19 protein-coding genes, 1 tRNA gene and 3 pseudogenes are annotated in these 24,859 nt (G+C 41.7%); 16 read left to right on the top strand and 7 right to left on the bottom strand.

Features of this window, described 5'->3' with window-relative positions; genetic code table 11:
* Positions 1-202 precede the first annotated feature (202 nt).
* A complete protein-coding gene (locus AAHH42_RS03175) occupies positions 203-1,492 on the bottom strand; it encodes a citrate synthase (protein WP_072549901.1) in 1,290 nt (429 codons plus the stop codon).
* Positions 1,493-1,958: 466 nt separating this feature from the next.
* Between AAHH42_RS03175 and AAHH42_RS03170 the strand changes: the two genes are divergently transcribed.
* The 5 genes from AAHH42_RS03170 (at position 1,959) to AAHH42_RS03150 (ending at position 7,239) form a co-directional block, all read left to right on the top strand.
* Complete coding sequence (locus AAHH42_RS03170) at positions 1,959-2,705, top strand: helix-turn-helix transcriptional regulator (RefSeq protein WP_342221668.1); 747 nt, start codon at positions 1,959-1,961, stop codon at positions 2,703-2,705.
* Positions 2,706-2,930: 225 nt separating this feature from the next.
* Positions 2,931-4,241: a cytosine permease gene (locus AAHH42_RS03165; protein ID WP_342222004.1), complete on the top strand. Its 1,311-nt coding sequence runs from the start codon at positions 2,931-2,933 to the stop codon at positions 4,239-4,241.
* Positions 4,238-5,338, top strand: a complete 1,101-nt coding sequence (locus AAHH42_RS03160) for a DUF917 domain-containing protein (protein ID WP_072549898.1) — start codon at positions 4,238-4,240, stop codon at positions 5,336-5,338. The genes AAHH42_RS03165 and AAHH42_RS03160 overlap by 4 nt, the downstream gene beginning before the upstream one ends.
* Entirely contained in the window at positions 5,335-6,915 is a 1,581-nt protein-coding gene (locus AAHH42_RS03155) for a hydantoinase/oxoprolinase family protein (RefSeq protein WP_342221667.1), read from the top strand. The genes AAHH42_RS03160 and AAHH42_RS03155 overlap by 4 nt, the downstream gene beginning before the upstream one ends.
* Positions 6,916-7,095: 180 nt before the next feature.
* Positions 7,096-7,239 carry a hypothetical protein gene (locus AAHH42_RS03150; RefSeq protein ID WP_162859941.1) on the top strand — a complete coding sequence of 48 codons (144 nt, stop codon included), beginning with the start codon at positions 7,096-7,098 and terminating at the stop codon, positions 7,237-7,239.
* An 83-nt stretch (positions 7,240-7,322) separates the two neighbouring features.
* Here AAHH42_RS03150 and AAHH42_RS03145 read toward each other — a convergent pair.
* Positions 7,323-7,399 (bottom strand) — tRNA-Ile (locus AAHH42_RS03145).
* Positions 7,400-7,609: 210 nt separating this feature from the next.
* On the opposite strand from AAHH42_RS03145, the gene AAHH42_RS03140 reads away from it, so the two are divergent.
* On the top strand, positions 7,610-7,819 hold the full coding sequence (locus AAHH42_RS03140; protein ID WP_072549896.1) for a DUF1107 family protein: 210 nt from the start codon (positions 7,610-7,612) through the stop codon (positions 7,817-7,819).
* A gap of 73 nt (positions 7,820-7,892) precedes the next feature.
* On the opposite strand, the pseudogene AAHH42_RS03135 reads toward AAHH42_RS03140, so the two are convergent.
* Positions 7,893-8,747, bottom strand: a pseudogene (locus tag AAHH42_RS03135) (hemolysin family protein); the annotation flags it as partial.
* Between the two features lie 303 nt (positions 8,748-9,050).
* On the opposite strand from AAHH42_RS03135, the gene tamA reads away from it, so the two are divergent.
* The 3 genes and pseudogenes from tamA (at position 9,051) to AAHH42_RS03120 (ending at position 14,889) form a co-directional block, all read left to right on the top strand.
* Positions 9,051-10,778, top strand: a complete 1,728-nt coding sequence (tamA, locus tag AAHH42_RS03130) for an autotransporter assembly complex protein TamA (protein ID WP_342221666.1) — start codon at positions 9,051-9,053, stop codon at positions 10,776-10,778.
* Positions 10,775-14,542, top strand: coding sequence for an autotransporter assembly complex protein TamB (tamB, locus tag AAHH42_RS03125; RefSeq protein ID WP_072549893.1), 3,768 nt, complete (start codon positions 10,775-10,777; stop codon positions 14,540-14,542). The genes tamA and tamB overlap by 4 nt, the downstream gene beginning before the upstream one ends.
* 2 nt (positions 14,543-14,544) lie before the next feature.
* A pseudogene (locus tag AAHH42_RS03120) lies at positions 14,545-14,889 on the top strand (gamma-glutamylcyclotransferase family protein).
* An 81-nt stretch (positions 14,890-14,970) separates the two neighbouring features.
* Here the strand turns inward: AAHH42_RS03120 and ppa are convergent.
* A complete protein-coding gene (ppa, locus tag AAHH42_RS03115; protein ID WP_174224017.1) occupies positions 14,971-15,507 on the bottom strand; it encodes an inorganic diphosphatase in 537 nt (178 codons plus the stop codon).
* A 39-nt stretch (positions 15,508-15,546) separates the two neighbouring features.
* Positions 15,547-16,533, bottom strand: a pseudogene (gene fbp, locus AAHH42_RS03110) (class 1 fructose-bisphosphatase); the annotation flags it as partial.
* A 350-nt stretch (positions 16,534-16,883) separates the two neighbouring features.
* Between fbp and mpl the strand changes: the two are divergent.
* Entirely contained in the window at positions 16,884-18,257 is a 1,374-nt protein-coding gene (gene mpl, locus AAHH42_RS03105; RefSeq protein ID WP_072549891.1) for a UDP-N-acetylmuramate:L-alanyl-gamma-D-glutamyl-meso-diaminopimelate ligase, read from the top strand.
* Between the two features lie 14 nt (positions 18,258-18,271).
* Here the strand turns inward: mpl and argR are convergent, their stop codons facing one another.
* A complete protein-coding gene (argR, locus tag AAHH42_RS03100; RefSeq protein ID WP_072549890.1) occupies positions 18,272-18,733 on the bottom strand; it encodes a transcriptional regulator ArgR in 462 nt (153 codons plus the stop codon).
* 244 nt (positions 18,734-18,977) lie between these two features.
* On the opposite strand from argR, the gene mdh reads away from it, so the two are divergent.
* Positions 18,978-19,940, top strand: a complete 963-nt coding sequence (mdh, locus tag AAHH42_RS03095) for a malate dehydrogenase (protein ID WP_072549889.1) — start codon at positions 18,978-18,980, stop codon at positions 19,938-19,940.
* A 221-nt stretch (positions 19,941-20,161) separates the two neighbouring features.
* Here mdh and speG read toward each other — a convergent pair whose 3' ends face one another.
* Positions 20,162-20,698, bottom strand: a complete 537-nt coding sequence (gene speG / locus AAHH42_RS03090) for a spermidine N1-acetyltransferase (RefSeq protein WP_072549888.1) — start codon at positions 20,696-20,698, stop codon at positions 20,162-20,164.
* 375 nt (positions 20,699-21,073) lie between these two features.
* Between speG and AAHH42_RS03085 the strand changes: the two genes are divergently transcribed.
* The 5 genes from AAHH42_RS03085 (at position 21,074) to AAHH42_RS03065 (ending at position 24,853) form a co-directional block, all read left to right on the top strand.
* On the top strand, positions 21,074-21,568 hold the full coding sequence (locus AAHH42_RS03085) for a choline/ethanolamine kinase family protein (protein WP_342221665.1): 495 nt from the start codon (positions 21,074-21,076) through the stop codon (positions 21,566-21,568).
* A 20-nt stretch (positions 21,569-21,588) separates the two neighbouring features.
* The gene (locus AAHH42_RS03080; RefSeq protein ID WP_342221664.1) at positions 21,589-21,963 is read left to right on the top strand and encodes a phosphotransferase family protein; all 375 of its coding nucleotides are present in this window, start codon (positions 21,589-21,591) and stop codon (positions 21,961-21,963) included.
* The gene (locus AAHH42_RS03075) at positions 21,953-22,909 is read left to right on the top strand and encodes a DMT family transporter (RefSeq protein ID WP_342221663.1); all 957 of its coding nucleotides are present in this window, start codon (positions 21,953-21,955) and stop codon (positions 22,907-22,909) included. The genes AAHH42_RS03080 and AAHH42_RS03075 overlap by 11 nt, the downstream gene beginning before the upstream one ends.
* Entirely contained in the window at positions 22,906-23,604 is a 699-nt protein-coding gene (locus AAHH42_RS03070) for an NTP transferase domain-containing protein (protein ID WP_072549886.1), read from the top strand. The genes AAHH42_RS03075 and AAHH42_RS03070 overlap by 4 nt, the downstream gene beginning before the upstream one ends.
* Before the next feature lie 115 nt (positions 23,605-23,719).
* On the top strand, positions 23,720-24,853 hold the full coding sequence (locus AAHH42_RS03065) for a CDP-glycerol glycerophosphotransferase family protein (protein WP_342221662.1): 1,134 nt from the start codon (positions 23,720-23,722) through the stop codon (positions 24,851-24,853).
* The last annotated feature ends 6 nt before the right edge of the window (positions 24,854-24,859 follow it).

The following is a 24,859-nucleotide window of genomic DNA, read 5'->3' as shown; positions in this document are numbered from 1 at the left end:
GTAAATACTGCATGCATGAAATCAATTATTAGTTAAGAATATGTATTGTTCAAATTATTCCTGGAGATTTGGTTCTTTATACAAATACAAAATGAGGACTGTAAGCACTGTGCCGCGCTCGATCTATCTCAAAATCCCGTGCTACACAGCAATTTGGCAAGAAGTGGATCCATGATGAATAGGGGCGTTACCTGTGACGATTTCAAATAGATTCTGAGCAGCTAGTAAATTCGCGTTTCTCATGACCCGTATAGCGCTGGCGTGGGCGGGCAATTTTAACGCCTTCGTCATGCATTTCCTTCCAATGTGCTATCCAGCCGATAGTTCGAGCGATGGCGAATAATACAGTAAACATGGAAGAAGGAACTTTCATTGCTTTGAGGATAATACCTGAGTAAAAATCTACGTTCGGGTACAATTTTCTTTCAATAAAATACGGATCCTCTAACGCGATCCGTTCCAATTCTAGTGCTACCTTAAACAAACTGTTGTCTTTCATCTTGAGTTCATCCAATACTTCATGACAGGTTGCACGCATCACTTTAGCTCGTGGGTCATTACTTTTATACACACGATGACCAAAGCCCATCAAGCGAAAAGGATCATCTTTGTCCTTAGCCCGTGTAATATATTCAGGAATTTTATCAACGGTTCCGATCTCCTCCAACATTTTTAAGCAAGCCTCATTAGCACCACCGTGAGCAGGCCCCCAGAGTGAAGCAATCCCCGCAGCAATACAGGCAAAGGGGTTAGCACCAGAAGAACCGGCAGTACGCACAGTAGAGGTTGAAGCATTTTGCTCATGATCGGCATGCAAAATAAAAATCCGATCCAGGGCCTTCTCTAGCACTGGATTAACTTTATACTCTTCGCAAGGCGTAGCAAACATCATGTGCAAAAAGTTAGCAGCGTAAGAAAGATCGTTACGAGGATAAACAAAAGGTTGGCCTATTGAATATTTGTAACACATTGCCGCGACAGTTGGCATTTTAGATAACAGGCGGAAAGCGGTAATTTCACGATGGCGCTCGTTATTTACGTCCAGAGCATCATGATAGAAGGCAGCCAGCGCGCCGGTGACACCACAAAGTACCGCCATTGGGTGTGAATCACGACGGAAACCACGGAACAGGTGTGTAATCTGATCGTGGATCATGCTATGACGGGTGACGGTGGTTTTGAACGTTGCGAACGCCTCTTTAGTCGGCGTTTTACCGTACAGCAGGATGTAACAGACTTCCAAATAAGTCGATTTTTCGGCCAACTCCTCGATGGAAAAACCACGATGTAGCAGTATGCCGTTATCGCCATCAATAAAAGTGATTTTCGATTCACATGATGCGGTAGAAGTAAAACCAGGATCAAAGGTAAAATAGCCCTCACTACCCAAGGTTCGGACATCGATTACCTCAGTACCTACAGTCGCCGAAAGGACATCCAATGTGATTTTCTTCCTGTTCCCTATCTGTAGCGTTGCTTTTTTGTTATCCATATATCATCTCCTGCAGCGTTTTATTTTAAAATTTTTAACAATTGAGCATTGTCTACAATATTTGTGAGGATACTAGATTCCTTGAGAAACCGTAGCTTATGTACGAAGTAAGATGCCCCAGCCTTGTTCTTTGGAGTGTACAACAGAGTACAGGAAGATTGCGAGCGCAATAAATTTCGAACAAGTCATAAGCAAACATATTGATTCTTCGAGCCTGTTCCTGATCTTTTTCGCTGTGCTCAGACGAGGAAAAAATGGGTGAAAAAGCATAGTTTACTCTTTGCATACAATAAAATGATGAGCATTTTGAGCGTGTTTTTGACTAAATATCAGCGATATAAAATATTTCTAACAGATTCTTAGTACAGTTCATTCGACTGTTTTCCACATTTTATGTTACAACCTCTTGCAAGATTTACGTCACTAAAGTATTGTCTGATTTTAGACTTTGGGTAGGAGGTTAAGGATGGCTAAAACTCATCAAGAAAATGATCCCGTGAAGAATACGACTCCCCAGATTTCACCGCAAATTTTGTCACTATGTCACAGTAGCACGGATCCTTGGGGGATTAAGGATCTCGATTCGCGCTACCTGTATGGAAACAGTGCCTATTTTGAGTTATTGAATCTACCTGCCAGGTTTGATATCGAAGGTTTACTAGACGATGAAATACCTCATCCCATTCATCAATTCGCAAATGATTTTCGTGAACAGGATCGTCAGGTTCAACAGTCGTTAAAAAATATATCTGCACTTGATATCCACCCCTACGGGCGAAGGAAAGAGTGCCAACCCTATGTTTTCGATAAATATCCTTTTTATGACCAGAATGGCAACTGTGTTGGTACGATCTTTCATGCAAAAAAACTTCGTTTTTATTCTCCCATGAGCTGTGTACAAGGCAAACTACCCAGTTCACTGCTACTCTCTCCACCGAGTGGGCTATTCACTCGTAAAGAACTTGATGTCGTGTTTTATACCCTACAATCTCTTAGCGCCAAGAGGATAGCCAAGAAACTCAATCTTGCTCACCGAACCATAGAAAACAGGTTACAAGACATATATAGGAAGTCTGACGTCAATTCATCAAGTGCTTTTAAAGATTTTTGTCAAGCGAAGGGGTTTGATAAATATGTGCCGGTTCGATTACTTAGTCCCAGTAGTAGCATCATCAGTGATGTTGTTGATTATGACTGTGGAGAAAAGGAATAAACGTTACCATGTGAGACCCCTGCTAAAAAATTTTTCAGGCTGAATAATCAGCCTGTTAATTTCGTTGCATCCTAAGATTACCCGTATTGTTCATCATAAAATCTGTTCTTTTTGAGTAATATATACTTAGGAAGAGAGGATACTTCTTTTGTGGTATTGCCATTTGACGGCCGATACCTGATGATTCCCAGTTACAAATTTTAATTCTTTAGAAGATGAATTATGATGAATAAAAATAATGTACTTGGCGATGATTATGCCTTTAGCCCCGTTCCACCTACCGCACGTTCTAATCTGTTCTCTATGATTTTAATCCGTATTGGGATGATGACTGCACTGTCACAGTTCATGTTAGGGGCAACATTAGGCCACACAATGACATTCAGCCAGGCATTGCTTGCCACCTTTCTTGGTAGCTTGATTTTAGAATTCATTAGCCTCGGATTAGGGGTTGCCGGGGCACGTGAAGGGCTATCGACAAGCTTGTTGGCACGTTGGTGTGGTTTTGGTCGTTTAGGCTCCGTGCTTATTGGGGTAGTCATCGCAGTCAGTTTAGTCGGCTGGTTTGGGGTACAAAATGCAGTTTTTGCTGAGGGTTTAAATTATGTTTTCGAGGGGCAATTAGGTTTTGGCTGGTCGGCCGTGATCTCTGGTATGACAATTACCGGGTTAGTCGCCTTTGGATTTCGTGCTCTAAGTTGGACAGCAAAAATAGCGGTGCCACTGTTTTTCGTGGTGGTTGGCTGGATTTCTCTTATCTTACTGCAGGGTCATAATATCACGGATCTTATTACCTCTATGCCTACCGGTACGCCCTTGACGCTAGGTGCTGCCGCCACTATGGTCGCTGGCGGATATGTTGTCGCCTCGCTAACAACCGCAGATATCAGCCGTTATTGTCAGAACGAGCGGCACGTGTTCTGGATGGTCACTGCTTCTATCATTGTGGGTGAATTTATTGTTAACAGTATCGCCATATTGATTGCACACGCACTTAAAACGGATGATGTTGTTTCTATTATGACGCAAACCGCAGGTTGGATTGGATTACTCTCAGTTATTCTTTCTGCGGTCAAAATTAACGATGTAAATTTATATTCTTCATCTTTGGCCGTAGCTAATACAGTGGAAGGTTTTACTGGCAGGAAATGGCGTCATACCTGGTTAACATTGGCATTAGGTACCATAGGAACGACCCTATCAATAATGGGTATTTTAGACAAATTTACACATTTTCTGATTTTACTGGGGACTATTTTTCCTCCTATCGCCGGTGTTATGCTGGTCGATTATTATGTCCTACGTACGAGCCGCTCACTGCTTGATGCGGCTCGTACCGGGCAAACCTTACCGACATCAACACCGTTGATCGGTTGGCCGGCTATCTGCGCCTGTGTAGCAGGCTCTGCCGTTGGCTGGAATGCTAAATTTGGCATTGCATCATTAAATTCAATACTTGTTGCCTGCATTGTTTATGGTGTTATTGCTAAAATACGGGCCTCATCACCACACACTCACACTAAGGGTCTAAAATGAGGTTACTAGGTGAAGCGGAAATAAATCATATTGCGCTAGGTGCATCGATCCTTGCTAGTGGCGGCGGCGGTGATCCTTATATCGGTAAAATCATGGCAACAAGAGCAATAAAACAACATGGTTCGATGAAACTGCTTGATATTGATGAATTACCGTCAGATGCACTCATCGTTTCTACGGGTATGATTGGTGCACCAAGTGTGATGATAGAAAAAATACCCAATGGTGATGAATCTATTGAGGCGTGTCGCTTTATTGAAAGGTACCTAGGCAAGAAGATCTCAGCTATTTACCCAATCGAAATCGGTGGAGTTAATTCGTTATTACCCCTGGCAACAGCTGCTCATCTTGGTGTCCCCCTGGTCGATATTGACGCTATGGGAAGAGCTTTCCCCGAATTTCATATGACGACATTTTATCTCGACGGTATTAACTCTTCTCCTTTTTCCCTGGTAGATTCGCGGGCTAATACCTGTCTCGTGCAAGCAACGGATAGTTACGCAACTGAGAAACTATCACGTGCTGTATGCGTAGAAATGGGAGGATTAGCTTTTTTTGCCGCCTATCCGATCACATCAGGTGTTGCCAAAAAATCAGGTATTCCAGGTACTATTAGTTTTGTACAGCGTATTGGTGAAGAATTAGAAAAAGCACGCCATGAAAAAGCGGATATCGTGCAAACATTAGTGAAACTATTGCAGGGTTCTGTGTTATTTAACGGCAGGGCGACACGGGTTGACCTGCGCGTTGAGGGCGGCTTTACCTGTGGTAGTGCCTATTTTGACGGCATTGAGGTAGATAAAGGTAAGGAGTTCAACTTATCCTTTCAGAATGAATATTTACTGGCACAAAGCGGTAATCGTCTACTGTGCAGTACCCCTGATCTGATTATCCTACTGGATAAAGAAACGGGGATACCGATCCTTGCTGAACGGCTACGGTATGGTGCCCGCGTTATTGCCCTGGGTGTACCCGCCAATCAAAAATTGCGCACACCGTTTGGGCTTAAAATCACGGGACCAAAGTATTTTAACTACGATGTTAACTTCACCACAATTGAAAAATTAGCGGTTGTTAACAAGGAAAATTTAAGATGAATTATCGTATTGGCATAGATGTCGGTGGCACCAATACCGATGCTGTACTCCTAGATAATGATAAGACAGTTATCGCACGTACCAAACAATCAACGACAAGCGATGTGATCACGGGTATCGAACAAGCCATTGCTTCTCTGTTAAAAGATTCTGACATCGATAAAACGACCATTACGGAAGCCATGCTTGGTACTACCCATTGCACTAATGCAATTGTGGAGCGTAAGGGGTTAAACTCGGTCGTGCACTTTCGCCTTGGCGCACCCGCAACCTTGGCTATACCCCCCCTCACTGATGTTCCCGACGATTTCCGTAATAATCTGGCTGCCTATTTATTTGTCGTTAAGGGAGGATTTGAGTATGACGGCAGGATACTCTCTCCTCTCGACGAAGAGGAAATACGTGGACATTTGCGGCAGGTTAAAGGCAAAGTCGATGTAGTTTCTGTTTGTGGTGTTTTTTCACCCGTTTCTAACACACAAGAGTTAAGAGTGGCAGAATTAGTACGAGAAGAATTGGGAGAGGAAACGCCAATATCGCTTTCGTATGAAATAGGATCAATTGGCTTATTAGAAAGGGAAAATGCATCGATTTTAAATGCTGCTCTCTTTACCACCGCGCGTAACATTGCCAACGGATTTAGCAAAGCGTTGCTGATGCATCAAATCAATGCTGAGATTTTTTTCGGTCAAAATGATGGTACGTTAATGCCTCTAAAACACGCGCTTTCGTTTCCCATTCTCACCATTGCTTCTGGACCAACTAACAGTATTCGTGGTGCTTCATATCTGACTGGTTTAAAAAACGCATTAGTCGTTGATGTGGGTGGTACGACAACGGATGTCGGTGTACTGACGAACGGTTTTCCTCGAGAATCACTTATTGCCGCTGAAATTGGGGGCGTTCGCACCAATTTTCGCATGCCAGATATTGCCTCCATTGGCTTAGGTGGAGGGACTATTGTCACTCGGTTGCCCAATGGGGAGTTTAAAATAGGCCCTGAGAGCGTCAGATACAAACTGGTTGAACGTGCCTTGGTATTTGGCGGAGACACTATCACTGTGACTGATATCGCGGTAGCCAAAGGGTTGCTGCAGCTTGGTGACAGTAAGCACATCCAGCATTTACCAGCCGATTGGGTTGAACAGGTTTTTACGCACTATGTTGCTATGGTGGAAAAGGTCATCGATCGGATGAAAACCAACAATGATCCAACACCGGTTGTGTTGGTAGGGGGAGGGGCGGTTCTACTGCCAACCACATTACAGGGAGCATCCCAGGTTATCCGACCGGAGAACGCCAGTGTTGCTAATGCAATTGGTATTTCAGTAGCACAAGCCAGTGGCGAGGTAGATATCCTTGTGGTACTTAATGAAAATAAAGATCTTAATGCCGGTCTGGAAGATGCTCAAAACAAAGCCATTATGCGTGCGATAGCCATAGGAGCACAACCTGATTCTATTGAAACTATCGAACTTGAAGCGATACCACTGGCTTACATGCCTGGTAATGCCGTTCGTATACGAGCAAAGGTAGCAGGTACACTCGGAACTACGTCGAAAAAAAGAAATAGCTAGAATAAGGTATAATTTCGCCCCTGATAATCACAAAACCCGATGACTCGAAACAGGAGGAGGAAGCCGTATGTTTGACGATGCTACACTTTCTCTACCACAAGGAAGTCCCCCTACCATTTGTTGCATTTTGGAAAATCAGCGAAAAGTCTTGGGTTTTTAAAGCCTTTAAGGACGACGACGATGTCATTTCTGACGCCTGGGCGATATATCGAGGAAAAATCACCCCTCCGACTACAACTTGAAAAGCTAAATGATTTTTTCACCGATGAAGAATATGATCTGCTGTATTGCCTGGTGTACAAAAACGTTGAAAAAAAAAGTTGAAGGCGCCGATAAACGAGGCATAACGCAAGAACTGAAGATTTCTGATTCGGAAGTAGAGACGTTAAAGATGTTATTGAAAAATTTGGTGGCCCCTGCTGGACTTGAACCAGCGACCAAACGATTATGAGTCGTGTGCTCTAACCAACTGAGCTAAGGGGCCTCATCAGGCGGCGATTATACGGTATTTTTTAGTGACAGGTCTAGCATTGTTAAGCAAAGAGTGGAACTTAAACACTATTTCTCCGGTCTACTGCTTTGCAGCCTGCTTGTGCTCTGCTTGCTTTGTGCTTTTGTTTTGCGCTGACTGTGATTGACCGTTTTGGTCGTTAGCGGCGCCTGTGTGTTAGTACTGTAGGAGGAAAATGATACAATGAGGATCTTCCAGCGTTACCATCCTATGAGAATCGCAATGTACGTAAAAACACTGTTCCGTGGACGCCTATATATCAGGAATATGGGGGTTTTCGAGTTCGATAGAGGCAAGATTTTACGACCCAATAAAGTCCTTGATAAACGCTATTTTGAAGTCATGTCAGAGGTCAACCGACAGGTGCTGCGTTTGCAAACCGAAATAAGTTGATTTTCTTGTCAACAAGCAAATTCGACTGTGGCTCCTGAATCTGGAGCCACAGTGTTTTTATCTACAAGAGATGTCAGTCAGCTAACTTAGTGACTAACAGTTGATCAATCTTATGGCTATCGATATTAATTACTTCAAATTTGTAGCCAGCATATTTAAAGAAATCGGTACGTTTTGGAATTTTTCGCAACATGTACATCATAAAACCCCCGATGGTTTCATAGTTAACCGATTGTGGAAATGCACCGATATTAAGTGCACGCATCACATCGTCGATGGGGGTCCCACCTTCAATTAACCATGAATTCTCGTCACGTGCGACGATCAGTTCTTCCTGGCTTTGCCCAACCAAATCCCCCATTAGAGTAGTCATCACATCATTTAGTGTGATAATCCCCACAACTAGTGCGTATTCATTCAAAATAACCGCAAAATCTTCGCCAGCAGTTTTAAAACTTTCCAATGCTTCAGAGAGTGTCAAAGTATCAGGTATGATAAGGGCAGCACGGATTTGTACACCACTACTAAGGACTAAACTTTGATTGCCGAGTACACGATTGAGTAGATCTTTTGAGTCTACATAGCCTACAATTTTATCGATATTGCCATCACAAACCAGGAATTTAGAATGAGGGTGAACCGAAATTTTTTCTTTAATATTGTCCTCGCTAGTGCACAGATCGAGATAAATGACATTTTCACGTGATGTCATAGAAGAGGGGACAGTACGAGATTCCATTTCAAATACATTTTCAATCAATTCGTGCTCTTGTTTACGTAAGACCCCGGCCAGCGCACCAGCTTCCACTACGGCGTAAATGTCGTCAGAGGTAATGTCATCGTTACGAACCATCGGTAATTTAAACAGGCGGAAGATCAAATTGGCCATACCGTTGAAAAACCAGATTAATGGGCGAAAAATCATCAAACTAACATAAAGACCTCTTGCGAAACCGTACCTGCGGTGGAAAGTCAAGACTCAGGGCACGTTATCCTCGAAGTGTACACGAGTGTATGAGGATTGCGAGCGCCTCGCTACCCATGATATCGTTTTTACAAGAGCATAATTAGACTTCTTGCAAAACCGTAGCGAGTGCTGCGAAGTCAAGGCGCCTGGCGCACAGCAACCACAGTGTACATGCGAGGGCATGAGGATGGTGAGCACCACGTACCGCAGAATTTGCGGCACGTAGTAGGTTTTGCAAGAAGTCTATTCATTCGGAGTATGTACGTGCCACGATACCCTATTCTCTGTTTTTTGTGTGTAATGCTCACTACCCCATTTGTTCATGCCACTATAGGGTTACAGATTAATGGGCTTAGTGGTGAACTCGAAAAAAATGTGCAAGCAAGTTTATCAACCATCACTGCTGATGAGATCAGCTTTGATGGACGTTTTCAGGCGCGCGTGCAAGCCGCTATCCGTCAAGGGCTACGCGCGTTAGGTTATTACGATCCAACGATTAATTTTGATCTGCAGCAAGAGCCTAAGCGCTCGACGTTGGTTGTCAATGTGGTAGCAGGCACACCAGTACGCCTTGCTGGCGTTGATATCCGCTTGCGTGGTATGGCTAAGGACGATCCCGCCTATCAAGCCTTGGTGAGCAAAGATACACCTAAAATAGAGTCGATATTGAATCATGGTGAATTTGACGATTTTACCCGCTCACTTTCTGCGCTAGCACTGCGTAAGGGTTATTTTGACGCCGATATGATTAAAAAACAATTGGGGGTCGCTCAGCAGCGGCATCAAGCTTTTTGGGATATCGATTTCGACAGTGGACAACGTTATCGTTTTGGTCACCTGCTATTCCAAGGGGCGCAAATCAGGGAAGATTATTTACAAAATTTAGTGCCATTCCACGAAGGAGATTATTATAGCTCGGATGATCTCGCTGAGTTAAATCGCCGTCTGGCTGCAACTAACTGGTTTAACTCGGCGGTGGTTTCTCCCAACTTTACTGATGCTAACACCAGCAAAATTTTGCCGTTGGAAGCTATAGTGACACCTAAGACTAAAAACACCGTTGAATTGGGTGGAGGCTATGCAACTGACATAGGACCACGAGTAAAAGCCAGTTGGCGTAAACCTTGGCTCAACTCCCGTGGTCATAGTTTAACCACCAGCGCGAATATTTCCGTACCTGGGCAAAGCCTTGATTTCAGTTATCGTATTCCCTTATTAAAAAATCCGCTGGAGCACTATTACCTACTGCAAAGTGGGTTCAAACGTATCAATCAAAACGATACCAAATCAGATATCAGCACATTAAACGTGGCACGCTTTTGGAACTTGTCCAGTGGTTGGCAACGTGCTATTAACCTACGCTGGAGTCTAGAACACTATACTCAAGGACAAATCACCCATACCCCTATGCTGCTTTACCCGGGGGTCAGTATCAATCGTATTCGTCAACGTGGTGGCGCAATGCCAACTTGGGGAGACAGTCAGCGTTATTCTCTTGATGTTTCCAATAGATCATGGGGGTCAGACCTCAATTTTGGTGTGATACAGGCACAACATGTTTGGATCCGGACATTAGGCGAAAAAAATCGTTTCGTGCTACGGGGTAATCTTGGCTGGATAGAAACCAATAATTTCGACCTGATGCCGTCGTCACTGCGTTTTTTTGCCGGTGGTGATCGTAGTATCCGTGGTTATAAATATAACGGTATCTCACCACGCGATAGTAAAGGCAAGCTCACAGGTGCGGCAAAACTGGCTACCACGTCTGTCGAATACCAATATAACGTCACGGATCGATGGTGGGGCGCGGTCTTTGTCGATGCAGGTGAAGCGGTAAATGATATCCACCGTAGCGATTTTAAAACCGGTGCCGGTGTAGGAGTACGCTGGGCATCTCCTATTGGTCCAGTAAGATTCGATATTGCCCTGCCTATTGGTGATAAAGAAACCCAGCGTATGCAATTTTATATCAGTTTGGGACCTGAATTATGAGTTGGATAAAAAAACTGAGTCTTTCACTCCTGCTCATATTGTCATTACTGATCGCTACTCTAACTATTCTACTGGGTACAACCAGTGGTGTGCACTTCTTGATTAATAGTGCGACTCGCTGGGTTCCAGGGCTGGATATCGTTACTGTTAAGGGGGGCTTGCGTGATCTCACACTGGAAGGTGTTCAGTATCAGATGCCAGGGGTGCTGGCCAAAGTGGATCAGTTGCATCTTTCGCTCCAGTTTTCCTGCTTGAAGCAGGGAGAAATCTGTATTGAGGCGCTCAATGCACAAGATATTGATGTACAGATCACAACAGCAGAACTACCGGCAAGTTCTGCTCCAACTGACACTAAACCATTAACCGATCTCAAAACACCCTATCCGATAACGTTAAAATTGTTGACGTTGAATAATGTCAACGTCAGGGTAGACCAAACGGCTATTTCTTTAGAAGAGTTGCGTACTGGGGCGCATTGGCAGCAGCGAGTATTATCATTGATGCCAACTAAAATCAGTGAGTTATTGATCGTAACCGGGGTGCCGACAGTGGCTGACCCATTGCCAGAAAGATTGAATGCACAGAAAAAGAGCAAATTATCGACTGAGTCGTTGAATGAAACTTTAATCGCTTTGTTTCGTCAGCCCCTATTACCCTCGTTACCAGATTTTCATTTACCGCTCGATATTCAGATAACGGCGCTTTCTGGGCAACAACTGCGCTTGCGTGGCGAAAATGATTTCATCATAAACAGCTTATTCTTGCAGGGACATACTCAGGGTCAAGCTATCCAACTCGACAACTTAGCCATTAAAACACCGCAAGGTGAATTATTGGTCAAAGGCACTGCCAATTTGTCGGATAAATGGCCACTGGATATTGTGGCGGAGAGCACTCTCAATATTGCACCGCTACAAAGAGAAAAAGTGAAATTGCGCTTGCACGGTGGATTATGTGAACAACTGAAACTGGCACTTAATCTTTCCGGATCCATCAATGCCCAGTTGGATGCCGAGACCGTACTCACTGAAGCAGGGCTACCGCTCGCTATAACGTTACAAAGTCCACAATTACATTGGCCGTTAACCGGTAATGCACAATATCAACTCAATGATTTTAAAATGCGTTTCAATGGCAAAGCTACTCACTATGCACTGTCATTGCACGGTAATTTGCAAGCCATTGATTTGCCACCAGCACGCTTAACGCTTGATGGTAAGGGCAACTTAGAGCAATTCGACCTGACAAGGTTGCGCTTAACCGCTTTACAAGGTAGTACAGATTTAACGGGGAAAGTAACCTGGCGAGATGGCATCAGTTGGCAATCATTATTGACCGTAAATGGTATTAATACAGAAAAACAATGGCCACAATGGCCGGCAAAACTGAACGGTACAATACGCACCAGTGGCAAGATACATGAAGAGCACTGGCAACTACAAGTTCCTGAGCTGATGTTAGACGGTAATATAAAGCAAAAACGTTTGATCGCGCACGGCTCTTTGAATGGTAACTCCGCGGGACAGTGGCATATTCCTACTATCAATCTGGCGCTGGGCCGTAACCGGCTGGATGTTAAAGGTGATCTCAATGACAAATGGGTATTGGATGCTGATCTTGATGCTCCCCAATTAGACGGTGCCTTGCCCGGATTAGCAGGGATAGCGAAAGGTACGCTCAAATTGCGTGGTAACTTAAAAGCACCTCAGCTATTGGCTGATATCACGGCGAATAATTTACAGTGGCAAAAACTGTATATTAAGCGGGTCAAAATTGATAGCGATGTGCGTTCAAGTGATCTCATACAAGGACAGCTATCGATGCAGATTGATCAACTTAAGCAGGAAAATTTTTTGATCAAGACATTAACACTTGCAGCCAAAGGCACTGAAAAGCAACATCAGTTACATTTAAAATTGACCGGCGAGCCTCTTAGCGCTCAATTGGCACTGAACGGCAGTTTTGATCGACAGCAGCAACATTGGCTCGGAAGTCTAAATAATAGCCATTTTTCAACCTTGGTCGGTGAATGGAACGTAAATCGCGCCATCACGTTTGACTATCTCAATAAGACGCAAAAGTTAATTATCGGTGCACACTGTTGGCAAAATCCTCATGCAGAACTCTGTGTGCCACGTGCTATCGAGCTAGGTGCCAACGGCCAAGCGACGGTTATCCTCAATCGCTTTGATTTACAGATGATCACCCCCTTCCTCAGCCCGCAAACTACCCTGCACGGCATCTTTAGTGGACGAGGGGATATCAGTTGGCAAGCGAATAGCGCTTTGCCACAGGCTACAATATCTCTGGTGGGGAAGGGTGTAAAAATACAACAACAAATACAGGGTAATTCACTGCCAATTGCCTTTGATAGGCTAGACTTAGACGCAGGTCTGACTCAAGGACATGCACAAATGGATTGGCTGATTAAATTGACCGACAATGGACAATTTAACGGACAACTGCAGGTTACACAGCCACAGGGGCAACGTAAATTATCGGGTAATATTGCTATCAATAATATCGCACTAGCGACGATTAATCCGATCTTGAGTAAAGGTGAAAAGGCGACAGGCATGTTAAACGCCAATCTACGTTTGGCGGGTAATGCAAAAAATCCGCTGCTCTATGGTCAGCTGACGTTAGACAAAGTAGGTCTAGATAGCAGTTGGATGCCATTTAAAATTAGCGAAGGTCGCTTGTCGGTGGACTTCAATGGCATGACATCGACGCTAGAAGGGTTGATCCGCACGGCCAAGGGGCAGCTAAATTTAGCGGGTAATGCGGATTGGCGTAATATTGCTGCCTGGCGCGCCAGAATTACGGCTAAAGGAGAGAGATTACGCGTGGTAGTACCACCGATGCTACAGATCGATGTCTCACCCGATTTGGTATTTGCAGCCACGCCACAGATGTTCACATTGGATGGTTCGATCGATATTCCGTGGGCCCGTATTTTTGTACAGGAAATACCGCAAAACACGGTGTCAGTTTCTCCAGATGAAGTGATGTTAAACAACCAACTGCAACCGATAGAGGATAAAAAGAGAACGGTTGCTATTAACAGTAATCTACATGTTCGCCTCGGCTCTGATGTACGCCTTGATGCTTTTGATCTAAAAGCCCAATTACAGGGCGCATTAAAGGTAACACAGGATAAACAAGGATTGGGATTGAATGGTCAGATCACTATTCCTGAAGGCAGTTTTCATGCCTATGGACAGGATCTGATTGTGAAAAAAGGGTTATTGCTGTTCTCCGGCCCCGCTGACCAGCCTTTATTGAATATTGAAGCGATACGTAATCCGCAGGCAACCGAAGATAATGTAACCGCGGGTGTACGAGTTACAGGCATGGCTAATGCTCCGCTGGTCACGGTATTTTCCGATCCAGTCAAGCCAGAACTGGAGGCCTGGTCTTATCTGCTGCGTGGTCAGGGTTTAAGCCAGTCCGGTACGGATGGCAACATGATGACGTCAATGTTAATCGGTCTTGGGGTAGCAAAAAGTGGTAAACTTGTCGGCAAGATTGGTGAAGCATTCGGTGTCAGTAATTTAGCATTGGATACTGAGGGCGTAGGTAATAGCTCTCAGGTGGTTGTCAGTGGTAATTTGACTAGAGATCTACAGGTAAAGTATGGTGTTGGCATATTTAATTCATTAGCAACCTTAACATTACGCTATCGATTAATGCCCAGGTTGTATCTGGAAGCAGTGTCCGGTATTAATCAAGCACTCGATATGGTTTATCAATTTGAGTTTTGACCATGAAAATTATTGTCTACGGGAGTTTACGGCGCAATCAAGGCAATAGCCGTTGGCTGACGGCGGCGCAGCTGTTAGCAGAATGTAATCTAGATGGTTATGAAATGTACTATTTAGACCATGGTCCGGCGGTGGTTGCAGGCAAAGGGCAGGTGCGTTGAGAAATTTATCATATTCATTCATCGACACTCATTGAGCTGGACGAAATAAAAAACCGCAACAAAATCTATCAGCGTGAATTGATTCAGACACCCTATGGTAAGGCCTGGATCTACCTTTATCGTCTTAGCGTTACAGGCTTAACACGTATCGACAGCGGTGACTGGTTAAAACGTCACCCAATATAGGATCTATTCAAAATAGTCGTCAGCGACGTCGAGATGAGGAAATGACACCGCTGTACAAGCCAGTGCCATTGATCGAAAAAATTATTTCTTATCGAGTTTGTAACGCTCGTAAGAGGTGCAAATTTCGGCTCTAGCTGCGGTAGCATCTTGCCACCCTTCAATTTTCACCCATTTTCCTGCTTCCAAATCCTTGTAATGCTTAAAAAAATGTATGATCTGAGATTTCAATAATCCGGGTAGATCCTCTACATCTTTAATACGATCGTACTCTGTGCTTAGTTTTGTATGCGGAACTGCCACCAACTTGGCATCCTCGCCTGATTCATCGCTCATCTTTAACATACCGACCGGGCGACAACGGATCACTGAGCCTGGCTGTAACGGATAGGGTGTTGGCACTAACACATCAACAGGATCACCATCTAACGACAAGGTATGATTGATATAACCGTAATTACAGGGATAAAACATGGCGGTAGACATAAATCGGTCAACAAATAAAGCGCCACTTTCTTTATCGACTTCATATTTAATCGGATCTGCATTGGCGGGAATTTCAATCACTACATAAATATCTTCGGGTAGGCTTTTACCTGCTGGAACCTCTTTCAAACTCATCTCTGTTTCCTTATCATTTAAGTTATTTTGATCACACACCATAAAACTTTCTGCTTTTTCAACCATAGATCGAGTGCCAACAAAAAGCGGTGATCGCTGGTGGAGTTCTTTTGGAACGATCGACAAAATACGTTCCTTACCATCGCTGGCTTTACCACCAGCTTGCTCTGCCAAAAATGCCATTGGATTACATTCATACAGGAGACGTAATTTACCTTGCGGATGAGCAGCAGTACTGGGATAAATGTAGATACCGCCTTTTAGTAAATTACGATGAAAATCCGCGACCAAAGAGCCAATATAACGTGAGCTATAGGGGCGTTGTGTCTCTTTGTCTTCTTCCTGACAATACTTAATATATTTTTTCACTCCCAGCGGAAATTTAATGTAGTTGCCTTCGTTAATCGAATACATACAACCTCCGGGAGGGTACTCTACTCTTTCTTTTTCATGAGACAAACAGAATACACCCAACGAGGGATCATAGGTAAAAGCATGCACACCATAGCCGGTGGTATAAACCAGCATTGTCGATGAGCCATAGACCACATAGCCGGCAGCCACTTGGTTAATACCTGGTTGCAAAAAATCGGCGAGAGTCACTGGCTCATCTATTGGCGTAATACGCTTATAGATAGAAAAAATAGTACCAACCGAGACATTGACATCAATATTGGAAGAACCATCCAAAGGATCCATCAGCACTACGTACTTGCCGCTTTTTGCTCTTTCTTTGAAAATAATAATATCATCTTCTTCTTCTGACGCGATCCCTGCGACCTCTCCGCGGGCTTGCAATGCTGCCTTCAACTTCTCATTGGCAAACAGATCGAGCTTGGTCTGTGCCTCTCCTTGAGTATTGGTCACACCGTTGGCGCCAAGAATGTCGACCAGACCGGCTTTATTGATATCACGGTTGATAATTTGCGCGCCGAGCTTGATTGCTGACAGTAGAGCACTCAAGTCACCCTTGGCCTCGGAGAATTCGTGCTGTTTATCGACGATAAATTCGCCTAATGTCTTCATATTTTACGATCCCTAAATCTATGGTTAACTGTCGATTGATCTCACAACAGTCCATTTTTACTCTTTGACAAGAATCAGGAGTCTATGATTCAAAACTAAATTTGAAAAAACCTCACAATTTTCCATGACAATATTATGAATGGGAAGCTTTAAATTAAGTTGCTACGCAACCCGATATACTACAAATTATTAGACTTCTTGCAAAACTTACTACATGCTGCAAATTCCGCGTTACTTTGGTGCTCGCCATCCTCATGTACTCAGTACCACTGCGGTTGCTGCGTTCCATGCACCTTGACGTCACATAACGAACAACGGTTTTGCAAGAAGTCTATTCATTTGGAAAATTTATGCATATTCATATTTTAGGCATTTGTGGTACTTTTATGGGCGGATTGGCGACATTAGCACGTTCGTTAGGGCATCAAGTCACAGGATCGGATACAAATGTTTACCCACCGATGAGTACCCTATTGCAAGAACAAGAGATAGCGTTAATCCAAGGGTATGATCCCGCTCAACTCCGACCAGCACCGGATTTGGTGATCATCGGTAATGCGCTGACTCGTGGTAATCCCTGTGTCGAAGTGGTATTAGAAGACAGCGTTCCCTATATTTCTGGGGCGCAATGGTTGCATGATCAGGTTCTAGCTGGACGCTGGGTAGTCGCTGTCTCGGGAACGCACGGCAAGACTAGCACCGCGAGTATGATTGCCTGGATACTGGAAGCTTGCGGCCATCAGCCCGGTTTTATTATTGGTGGTGTACCGGGTAATTTTGCTGTTTCTGCCCGTTTGGGTCATAGTCCGTTTTTTGTGATCGAAGCCGACGAATACGATTGCGCTTTTTTTGATAAACGCTCTAAATTTGTTCACTACGTGCCACGTACGCTGGTGATGAACAATCTTGAATTTGATCATGCTGATATTTTTGACGATTTGCATGCCATTCAAAAGCAATTTCATCATTTAGTACGTTTAGTGCCAGGAAAAGGAAAAATAATCTTGCCGCAAAATGATACCAATCTACAACAGGTTATGGCAATGGGATGTTGGAGCGAGCAACAACAGGTCGGTGACTGTACCGGTTTACATACAAAAAAAACCAGGGATGATGCCAGTGCATATCAGGTATTTCTCAATCATACACAGCTAGGAGAAGTGCATTGGTCGTTAATTGGTGAACATAATATGCACAACGGCCTGATGGCGATTGCTGCAGCCTGTCACCTGGGAGTGAAACCGAAGGAGGCCTGTCAGGCACTCAGTGGCATTATCGGCGTTCGGCGGCGACTTGAATTACGTGGAACAGTAAAGGGTATCCATGTTTACGATGATTTTGCTCATCATCCCACCGCCATCCTCGCCTCGTTAACGGCATTACGCGCTAAAGTGGGTGAGGCACGAATAGTTGCCGTGCTAGAACCTCGTTCTTACACCATGAAACTGGGTTTACATAAAAAGGATTTGGTATTGGCATTAGCATCCGCGGATGAGGTTTTTTTATTCCAACCGCCAGATATTCCGTGGCAAGTCGCCGATATTGCAAATAGCACTAGCAAGCCGACACATTGGAACGCTGATATTGATAGCTTGGTGGCAACAATCGTGCAAACCGTTCAAAATGGCGACCATATTTTGATCATGAGTAACGGTGGTTTTGCTGGGATCCACGACAAGTTATTACACAAGCTAGCTCTTAGAACCTGTTCCAAATCTTCTTGAGCGAATAATGACTCTTAACCCAATAATTTCAGGATCGATTTATAGAGCGTTTCAACGCTAACATTCTGCCTCGGAGTAGTAAAAATAGTATCGTCTCCAGCAATACTGCCCAAAATACCCTCGGCGCTTCCTAAAGAATCGAGTAAACGGGCAATCAATTGAGCGGAAGCTGGACTGGTACGGATCACTACCAGAGAATCGTTGTGGTTAATATCTAACACCAAATTTTTTAACGGGCTGCTGATAGTAGGCACAGAACGTTCTGCAGGCAAGCAATAAACCGTTTCCATTTTGGCATTACGTACTCTAATAGCACCAAATTTTGTCAACATCCGTGATACTTTGGATTGGTTAATACTTTCAAATCCGGCGCTCTGCAACGCTAAGGCAATCTCACCTTGAGAGCTGAATTTTTCTTCTTTGAGTAGTGCCTTAAATTTTTTGATAAGGTCTTGCGGGTCAGCCAAATTATCCATTTTTTACCTAAGCACGGAGAGTTATAACGGTCATTATGTCTATCGACGGATCATTATTCAACATAGACCTCTATCGAAACCTACGGCATGATGTGCATCCTGTGTTGCACGGTGTTCGCAGGCCCCTAATTTTAAGATTGAGATCCCAACCTGACGGTGAACCAATTGTGTTTAATAACGCAATCACTTAAAGTGTGTAACCCTGTCAATCCAGCATCAATTTAGATTAAATTAGGAGTATAGAATGAAAGTTGCAGTTCTCGGTGCCGCCGGTGGTATTGGTCAGGCTCTCGCTCTTCTACTCAAAAACCAGCTTCCTGCCGATTCAACACTCTCACTTTACGATGTCGCGCCAATCACCCCCGGTGTTGCTGCTGATCTCAGCCATATTCCCACGGCTGTTGAAGTTGAAGGATTTGCTGGCGAGGATGCGACACCAGCATTACACGGTGCCGACGTTGTTTTGATTGCTGCAGGCGTAGCACGTAAACCAGGCCTGGATCGCAATGATCTATTCAAATTCAATGCAAGTATTGTGCGCGATTTGGTGGCGAAAATTGCCAAAATTTGCCCAGAAGCACTTATTGCTATCATTACTAACCCGGTGAACAGCACTGTTGCCATCGCCGCCGAAGTGCTGAAAAAAGCAGGTGTCTACGACAAAAATAAACTCTTTGGTATCACCACCCTCGATAGCATACGCTCAAACACCTTTGTTGCTAAATTGAAAAACAAGCAACCGCAGGATATCACAGTACCGGTTATTGGTGGACACTCAGGGACAACGATTTTACCTTTGCTGTCACAGATCCCGGGTATCAGTTTTACTGAAAAAGAAGTGACCGACTTGACTAAACGCATTCAAGATGCGGGGACTGAAGTGGTGAAAGCCAAAGCAGGCGGCGGGTCTGCTACGCTTTCTATGGGAGAAGCCGCGGCACGTTTTGCGCTTTCTTTAGTGCGTGCATTGCAAGGTGAAAGTGGTATTGTCGAATGCGCTTATGTTGATGCCGTTGAAAACGATGAAAAATATAAATATGCTCCATTCTTTGCCCAGCCAGTTTTGCTCGATAAAGACGGTATTACTGAACGTAAGGGCCTCGGTGTTTTGAGTCCTTATGAACAGGAAGCATTGCAAAAAATGCTGAAAGTATTGAACGAAGATATTGCATCAGGTAAAGATTTTGTTAATTTACCCTCGTTATAAATCAAGCACTATTTCTTGATATTTCACCGTCCTTTGAGAAGTGGCATTGCCGTATATACCCAATGAATTTCGAGTTACGGCAAGGCGGCAATCAATCGAATCCCAGGAGTGTACAGGTAGTACACGACTGGGATGAGTTCGAGCAGCCAACGCCGCCGTAACTTGAAAGGTGAAGGGTATACCGGAGAAAAATCTTGCTCATACGGAAGACCTATAAAGCATCATTTTGTAGATAATTTATACTTATCAAAATATTCTCTTTGAAAAATACACATACGGATCACTGTACGGTATTCACCGTTGATAAAAAATTCTTTCTTTAATTCTCCTTCTTTTTCGAAGCCCAATTTACTATAAATATGAATGGCTTTATTATTTTCTTTATCAACAATCAGATAAAGTTTATACAAATTAAGTACCGAGAACCCGTATTCCATGGCTAAAATCGCGGCCCTACTGGCAAAACCTTTTCCCTGATGAGCGGGATCAATAATAATCTGGAACTCAGCACGACGATGGATGTAGTTGATTTCAGCCAATTCAACCAAGCCTACCCTACCGCCTTCACTGGAGATAATAAATCGGCGCTCACTCTGATCATGAATATGTTTATCGTACAGGTCAGAAAGTTCAACAAAGGCTTCATAAGGCTCTTCAAACCAATAGCGCATCACATTAGCATTATTATCCAATTGATGTACAAACGGCAGATCATCACGTTCCAATGGGCGTAGCTTAATGCTACTGGTGCTCGACATGCTGATTTCCTCAATTGATTGATAGTCACAACAATTATAATGGTATATGGGGAAGGAGTATAAAATAAAATGCTTTAACTTCGTATAACGAACTGCGATTTTGCAATAAATCTATTTATGAAAAAATAATTTAAGTTTTAACTTTTTTGTGACGTTACTGTTTTTGTAAAGAGATAATAAGGAAAAAAGTGTGATTTATAAAAATAGGTCTCTAGAGATATAGCGGTTCTTTAGACTCGCAATAACTCACCAACACAGAATGTCGGATTGTAGGGACTGATCTCTACTGACTTGTATATGGTGTGAAATTTTCAGAAATATTGGCATATGTCAGCCAAGGGCGGTAGCGTGTCTCTAATAGAATTATGATAAAAAATGAATGACAAAAATATCAATGATCTTGTAATAAAAATATTAAATTTAAGTAAGAAAAATAAAATAATCATGACTCCTATTGGTGGCATGACAAACAGTAATTATCTTTTAACAATTGACGATGTAAAAATGGTTTTGCGTCTTCCCGGCGTAGCGACTGAATGCTTTATTAACCGTGGTTATGAAAAAAACAACAGTGAACTCGCTTCTTTAATTGGCATTAATGCAAAAACCATTTATTTTGATAGTGCCACAGGAATCAAAATAACTGTATATATTCCGGATGCTGAAGTGCTAAATCCTCAGATTGTAAGACAGCAAGATAACATTAAAGAAATTAGCCTTTGTTTTAGAAAATTGCATCAATCAGATATTAAATTTGGCAATTCTTTTAATGTTTTTTCCGAGTATGAAAAATATAAACACATATTAGATAATCACTATAGTTATCTTGATTTTTTTGTCAAAAAGATATTTTTTATCACTTCAACGTAATACAAGAAATCTTACAAGAATTGGGGCAAGACAGGTGCCCTTGCCATAACGATTTGGTTGCCGAAAATATAATTAGAAGTAATAACAAAATTTATTTAATTGATTGGGAATATTCAGGTATGAATGATCCGATGTGGGATTTAGCATCACATTTTTTAGAATGCCAGTTTACTCCTAATGAAGAGAACATTTTTTTAATGTCATATTTTGAAGGCGGTATTCCAGATAAAGCAAAACAAAAAATACTGTTATTTAAATTTACCCAGGACATATTATGGGCTATGTGGACAATAATCAAGGAGGAAAATGGTGATAACTTTGGTAATTATGGTGTTAATCGACTTAGAAATGCATATCAACTGATGTGTCAATATAAAGAACAATATGATAAATAACAAGATAAAAGAAATTTATTATGGATTATTTTCTGGCGCTTTATGGGGAGTCGCTGGTACTTTATTAGAAATGATGCTTATGGATAAAAACCTTAAAACTATTCTAGTTGCTCCTATAATTTTGGCTTTCGCCAATGATTTTATATCAAGTGGTTATATGTTGTTTCACCTTATCAGGAAAAAATACTCTATTAAAAAAGTATTACTTGGTCGTAACACATTGATTATCGTTGCTGCAGCGTTGTTGGGTGGTCCTATAGGCATGTCTTGTTATCTTATAGCCATTCAGTATATTGGCGTTGGCTATGCAGCAGCTATCTCTGCTTCTTATCCCGCTTTAGGAGCTTTAATGGCTTTTGTATTTATAAAAGACAAATTATCTAAAATGGGGGTATGCGGAATTTTATTGTCAGTGATTGCAACAATGCTTTTAGGGTATAGTGCCTCTACAAATTCATCTTTTTGTTGGATAGGATTTACATTTGCTTTAGTATGTGCTTTAGTATGTGCTTTAAGCTGGGGCTTAGAAGTTATTATCAGCTCTTATGGAATGAAAAAGTCTATTCCCCCTGATTTTGCTTATTTTATTCGACAAGTTTCAGCCTCTCTGGGATATTTAACTTTGTTTGTGATGATAATCCCTCTTGATAATATTAAAGAATGTTATGCTATGACCTCAAAAATAATGCCACATATCTTTATGATATCACTAATAACAACAGTCTCCTACTTATATTATTATCGTGCCATCAATATTATTGGCCCAGTCCGGGCTATGGGACTTAACATTACTTATGCTGTTTGGGCCATTTTATTGGGTTGGTTTTTATTAAGTAACCAAATTAATTTTCAATTAATTATATTATGTTGTTTTATCATATTGGGATCTTTTTTAACAATAATTTCTCCTAAAAAATCATCTAAACTATTAAGATATAATAAATGAATGCAATTATTTTAGCAGCAGGTTTAGGCTCTCGTTTTGGATATATTACAAAAAACAATCATAAAGCCTTATTGCCTATTGGTGGGACACCCAATATTGAAAGAACAATAAAGTATTTACACGAATTTGGAGTGACAGAAATTCATATAGTGACAGGCCATATGAGTCATTTATTTGAGGTTTTAAAAAATAAATATCATTGTAATCTTATCTACAACAATAGATATAATGAATATAATAATATTTATTCATTATACTGTGCTCAAAAATATTTTACTGATACTCTTGTTATTGATGCAGACGTCGTATTATTAGAAAATATTTTTCTAATATCGGATCACAGTCACTACTATGTTATTCAGAGAAAAAAATCAAAAAATAAAGAATGGGTAGTATGTACCACTGATGAGGGCATTGTCGATAAAATTTTAGTGACCAATAAATATAAGCCATCATTACTAGGGGTCTCTTATTGGATAAAAGAAGATTGTCAACTTATTAAACAAAAACTACTTTGTTATCTGCAAGATGAAAAACATCTGATTAATCAAAAATTATATTGGGATCACATACCCATCTCTATCTTGCAAACACTTAAAGTGAAAGCCTTTCTTATTCATAAAACCGCAGCGGCTGAAATGGATAATATGGATAACTATCATAGGATATGTACTCAATTGGCATCTGTAAACTAATAGTAGGTAGCTTATCCATACGATATAAAAACGGAATAATTGATAAAATTAGAATTTTCATGTTTTCTCAGCGTAGTAATTGAATATTTTATTAATACTAATTGGAGCAGTATTGATGAATTTAGAACAGACAAAATCAGAAAAATTAATAAAAGTAGGTTTTTTCATGGAGACGACTTTTCATTTTTATGTTTATGAAAATATTATCTTTCATCTACAGCAACAAAGTATTGCGTGTTGTTTAGTAATAAATAACATGATGGATGAACCTAAACTAATTAATGATATGCTAGAGTTCTTTCGTAATACTAAACTCGAAAATTTATCAATTGAATTATTAACTTCGTTACGTGAATCAAAATCAAAATTATCCGTTATGGTGAGTCCCTATTTTTCAGTTGGGCTACAATCAACAGCAGACTACCATGTTAGAGCTATGTATGGTTTAGCTAAAGAGGGTTGGAATCATGCGTGGTGGAATATTTTTTATGATATTATTTTATGTTATGGAGACTATACGAAAGAAAGATTAAATGTTGCAGATAATTGTTTAGTTGTCGGCAATCCTAAATTTGATAAATGGTATTTCCCTGAACGATTTAAAAATATTGAAGGTATGCTAAAAATAGATAATAAGAAACCCGTGCTTCTCTATGCCCCCACCTATGGAAAATTAAGCTCCCTTGATGAATGGGGAAAAAAATTGAGTCATTTACAGAATTTTTATAATGTTATTATAAAATTGCATCACGGTACAACATTTCGGGATACTGAAAAAGCACAGTATAAATTAGCGAAATCTTTTTTTAAAAATATAATTACTCAATCAGATATTACTTTTGAACTACTCAAGTTCTGCGATTATGTGCTAACAGATAATAGCGGTTTTATTTTTGATTCCATATATGCAGGAAAAAGAACGATCCTGCTTACTAGTGCAAAGATTAATAACATTATTTCCCTAAAAGAGGACTATTCTAATCAGCAAAGTGCTGAGTTCAAAATGAGAGATTATTTACCTGTAGTAGAAAATATTGAATCCTTAAGACATTGTCTTGCCGAAGAGTATGATTGGTCAAGAAATGATAAAACCATAGCAGAAATCCGCCATCATTATTGTGATCCATGGCAAGATGGGCAGGCAGGATATCGTGCGGCTAATAGTATTATTAATCTTATCCATAATAAGAAAAAGATAAGAAATGATATTGCTACAAATTTACGAACTGTAATTTTTGAAAAAAGATAAATTATT

The organism is Candidatus Fukatsuia endosymbiont of Tuberolachnus salignus (genome assembly GCF_964030845.1).
In the GTDB taxonomy this organism is placed as follows: domain Bacteria; phylum Pseudomonadota; class Gammaproteobacteria; order Enterobacterales; family Enterobacteriaceae; genus Fukatsuia; species Fukatsuia symbiotica.
The sequence above is the reverse complement of the archived record's forward strand: the minus strand, read 5'-3'. Positions and strand labels throughout refer to the sequence as shown.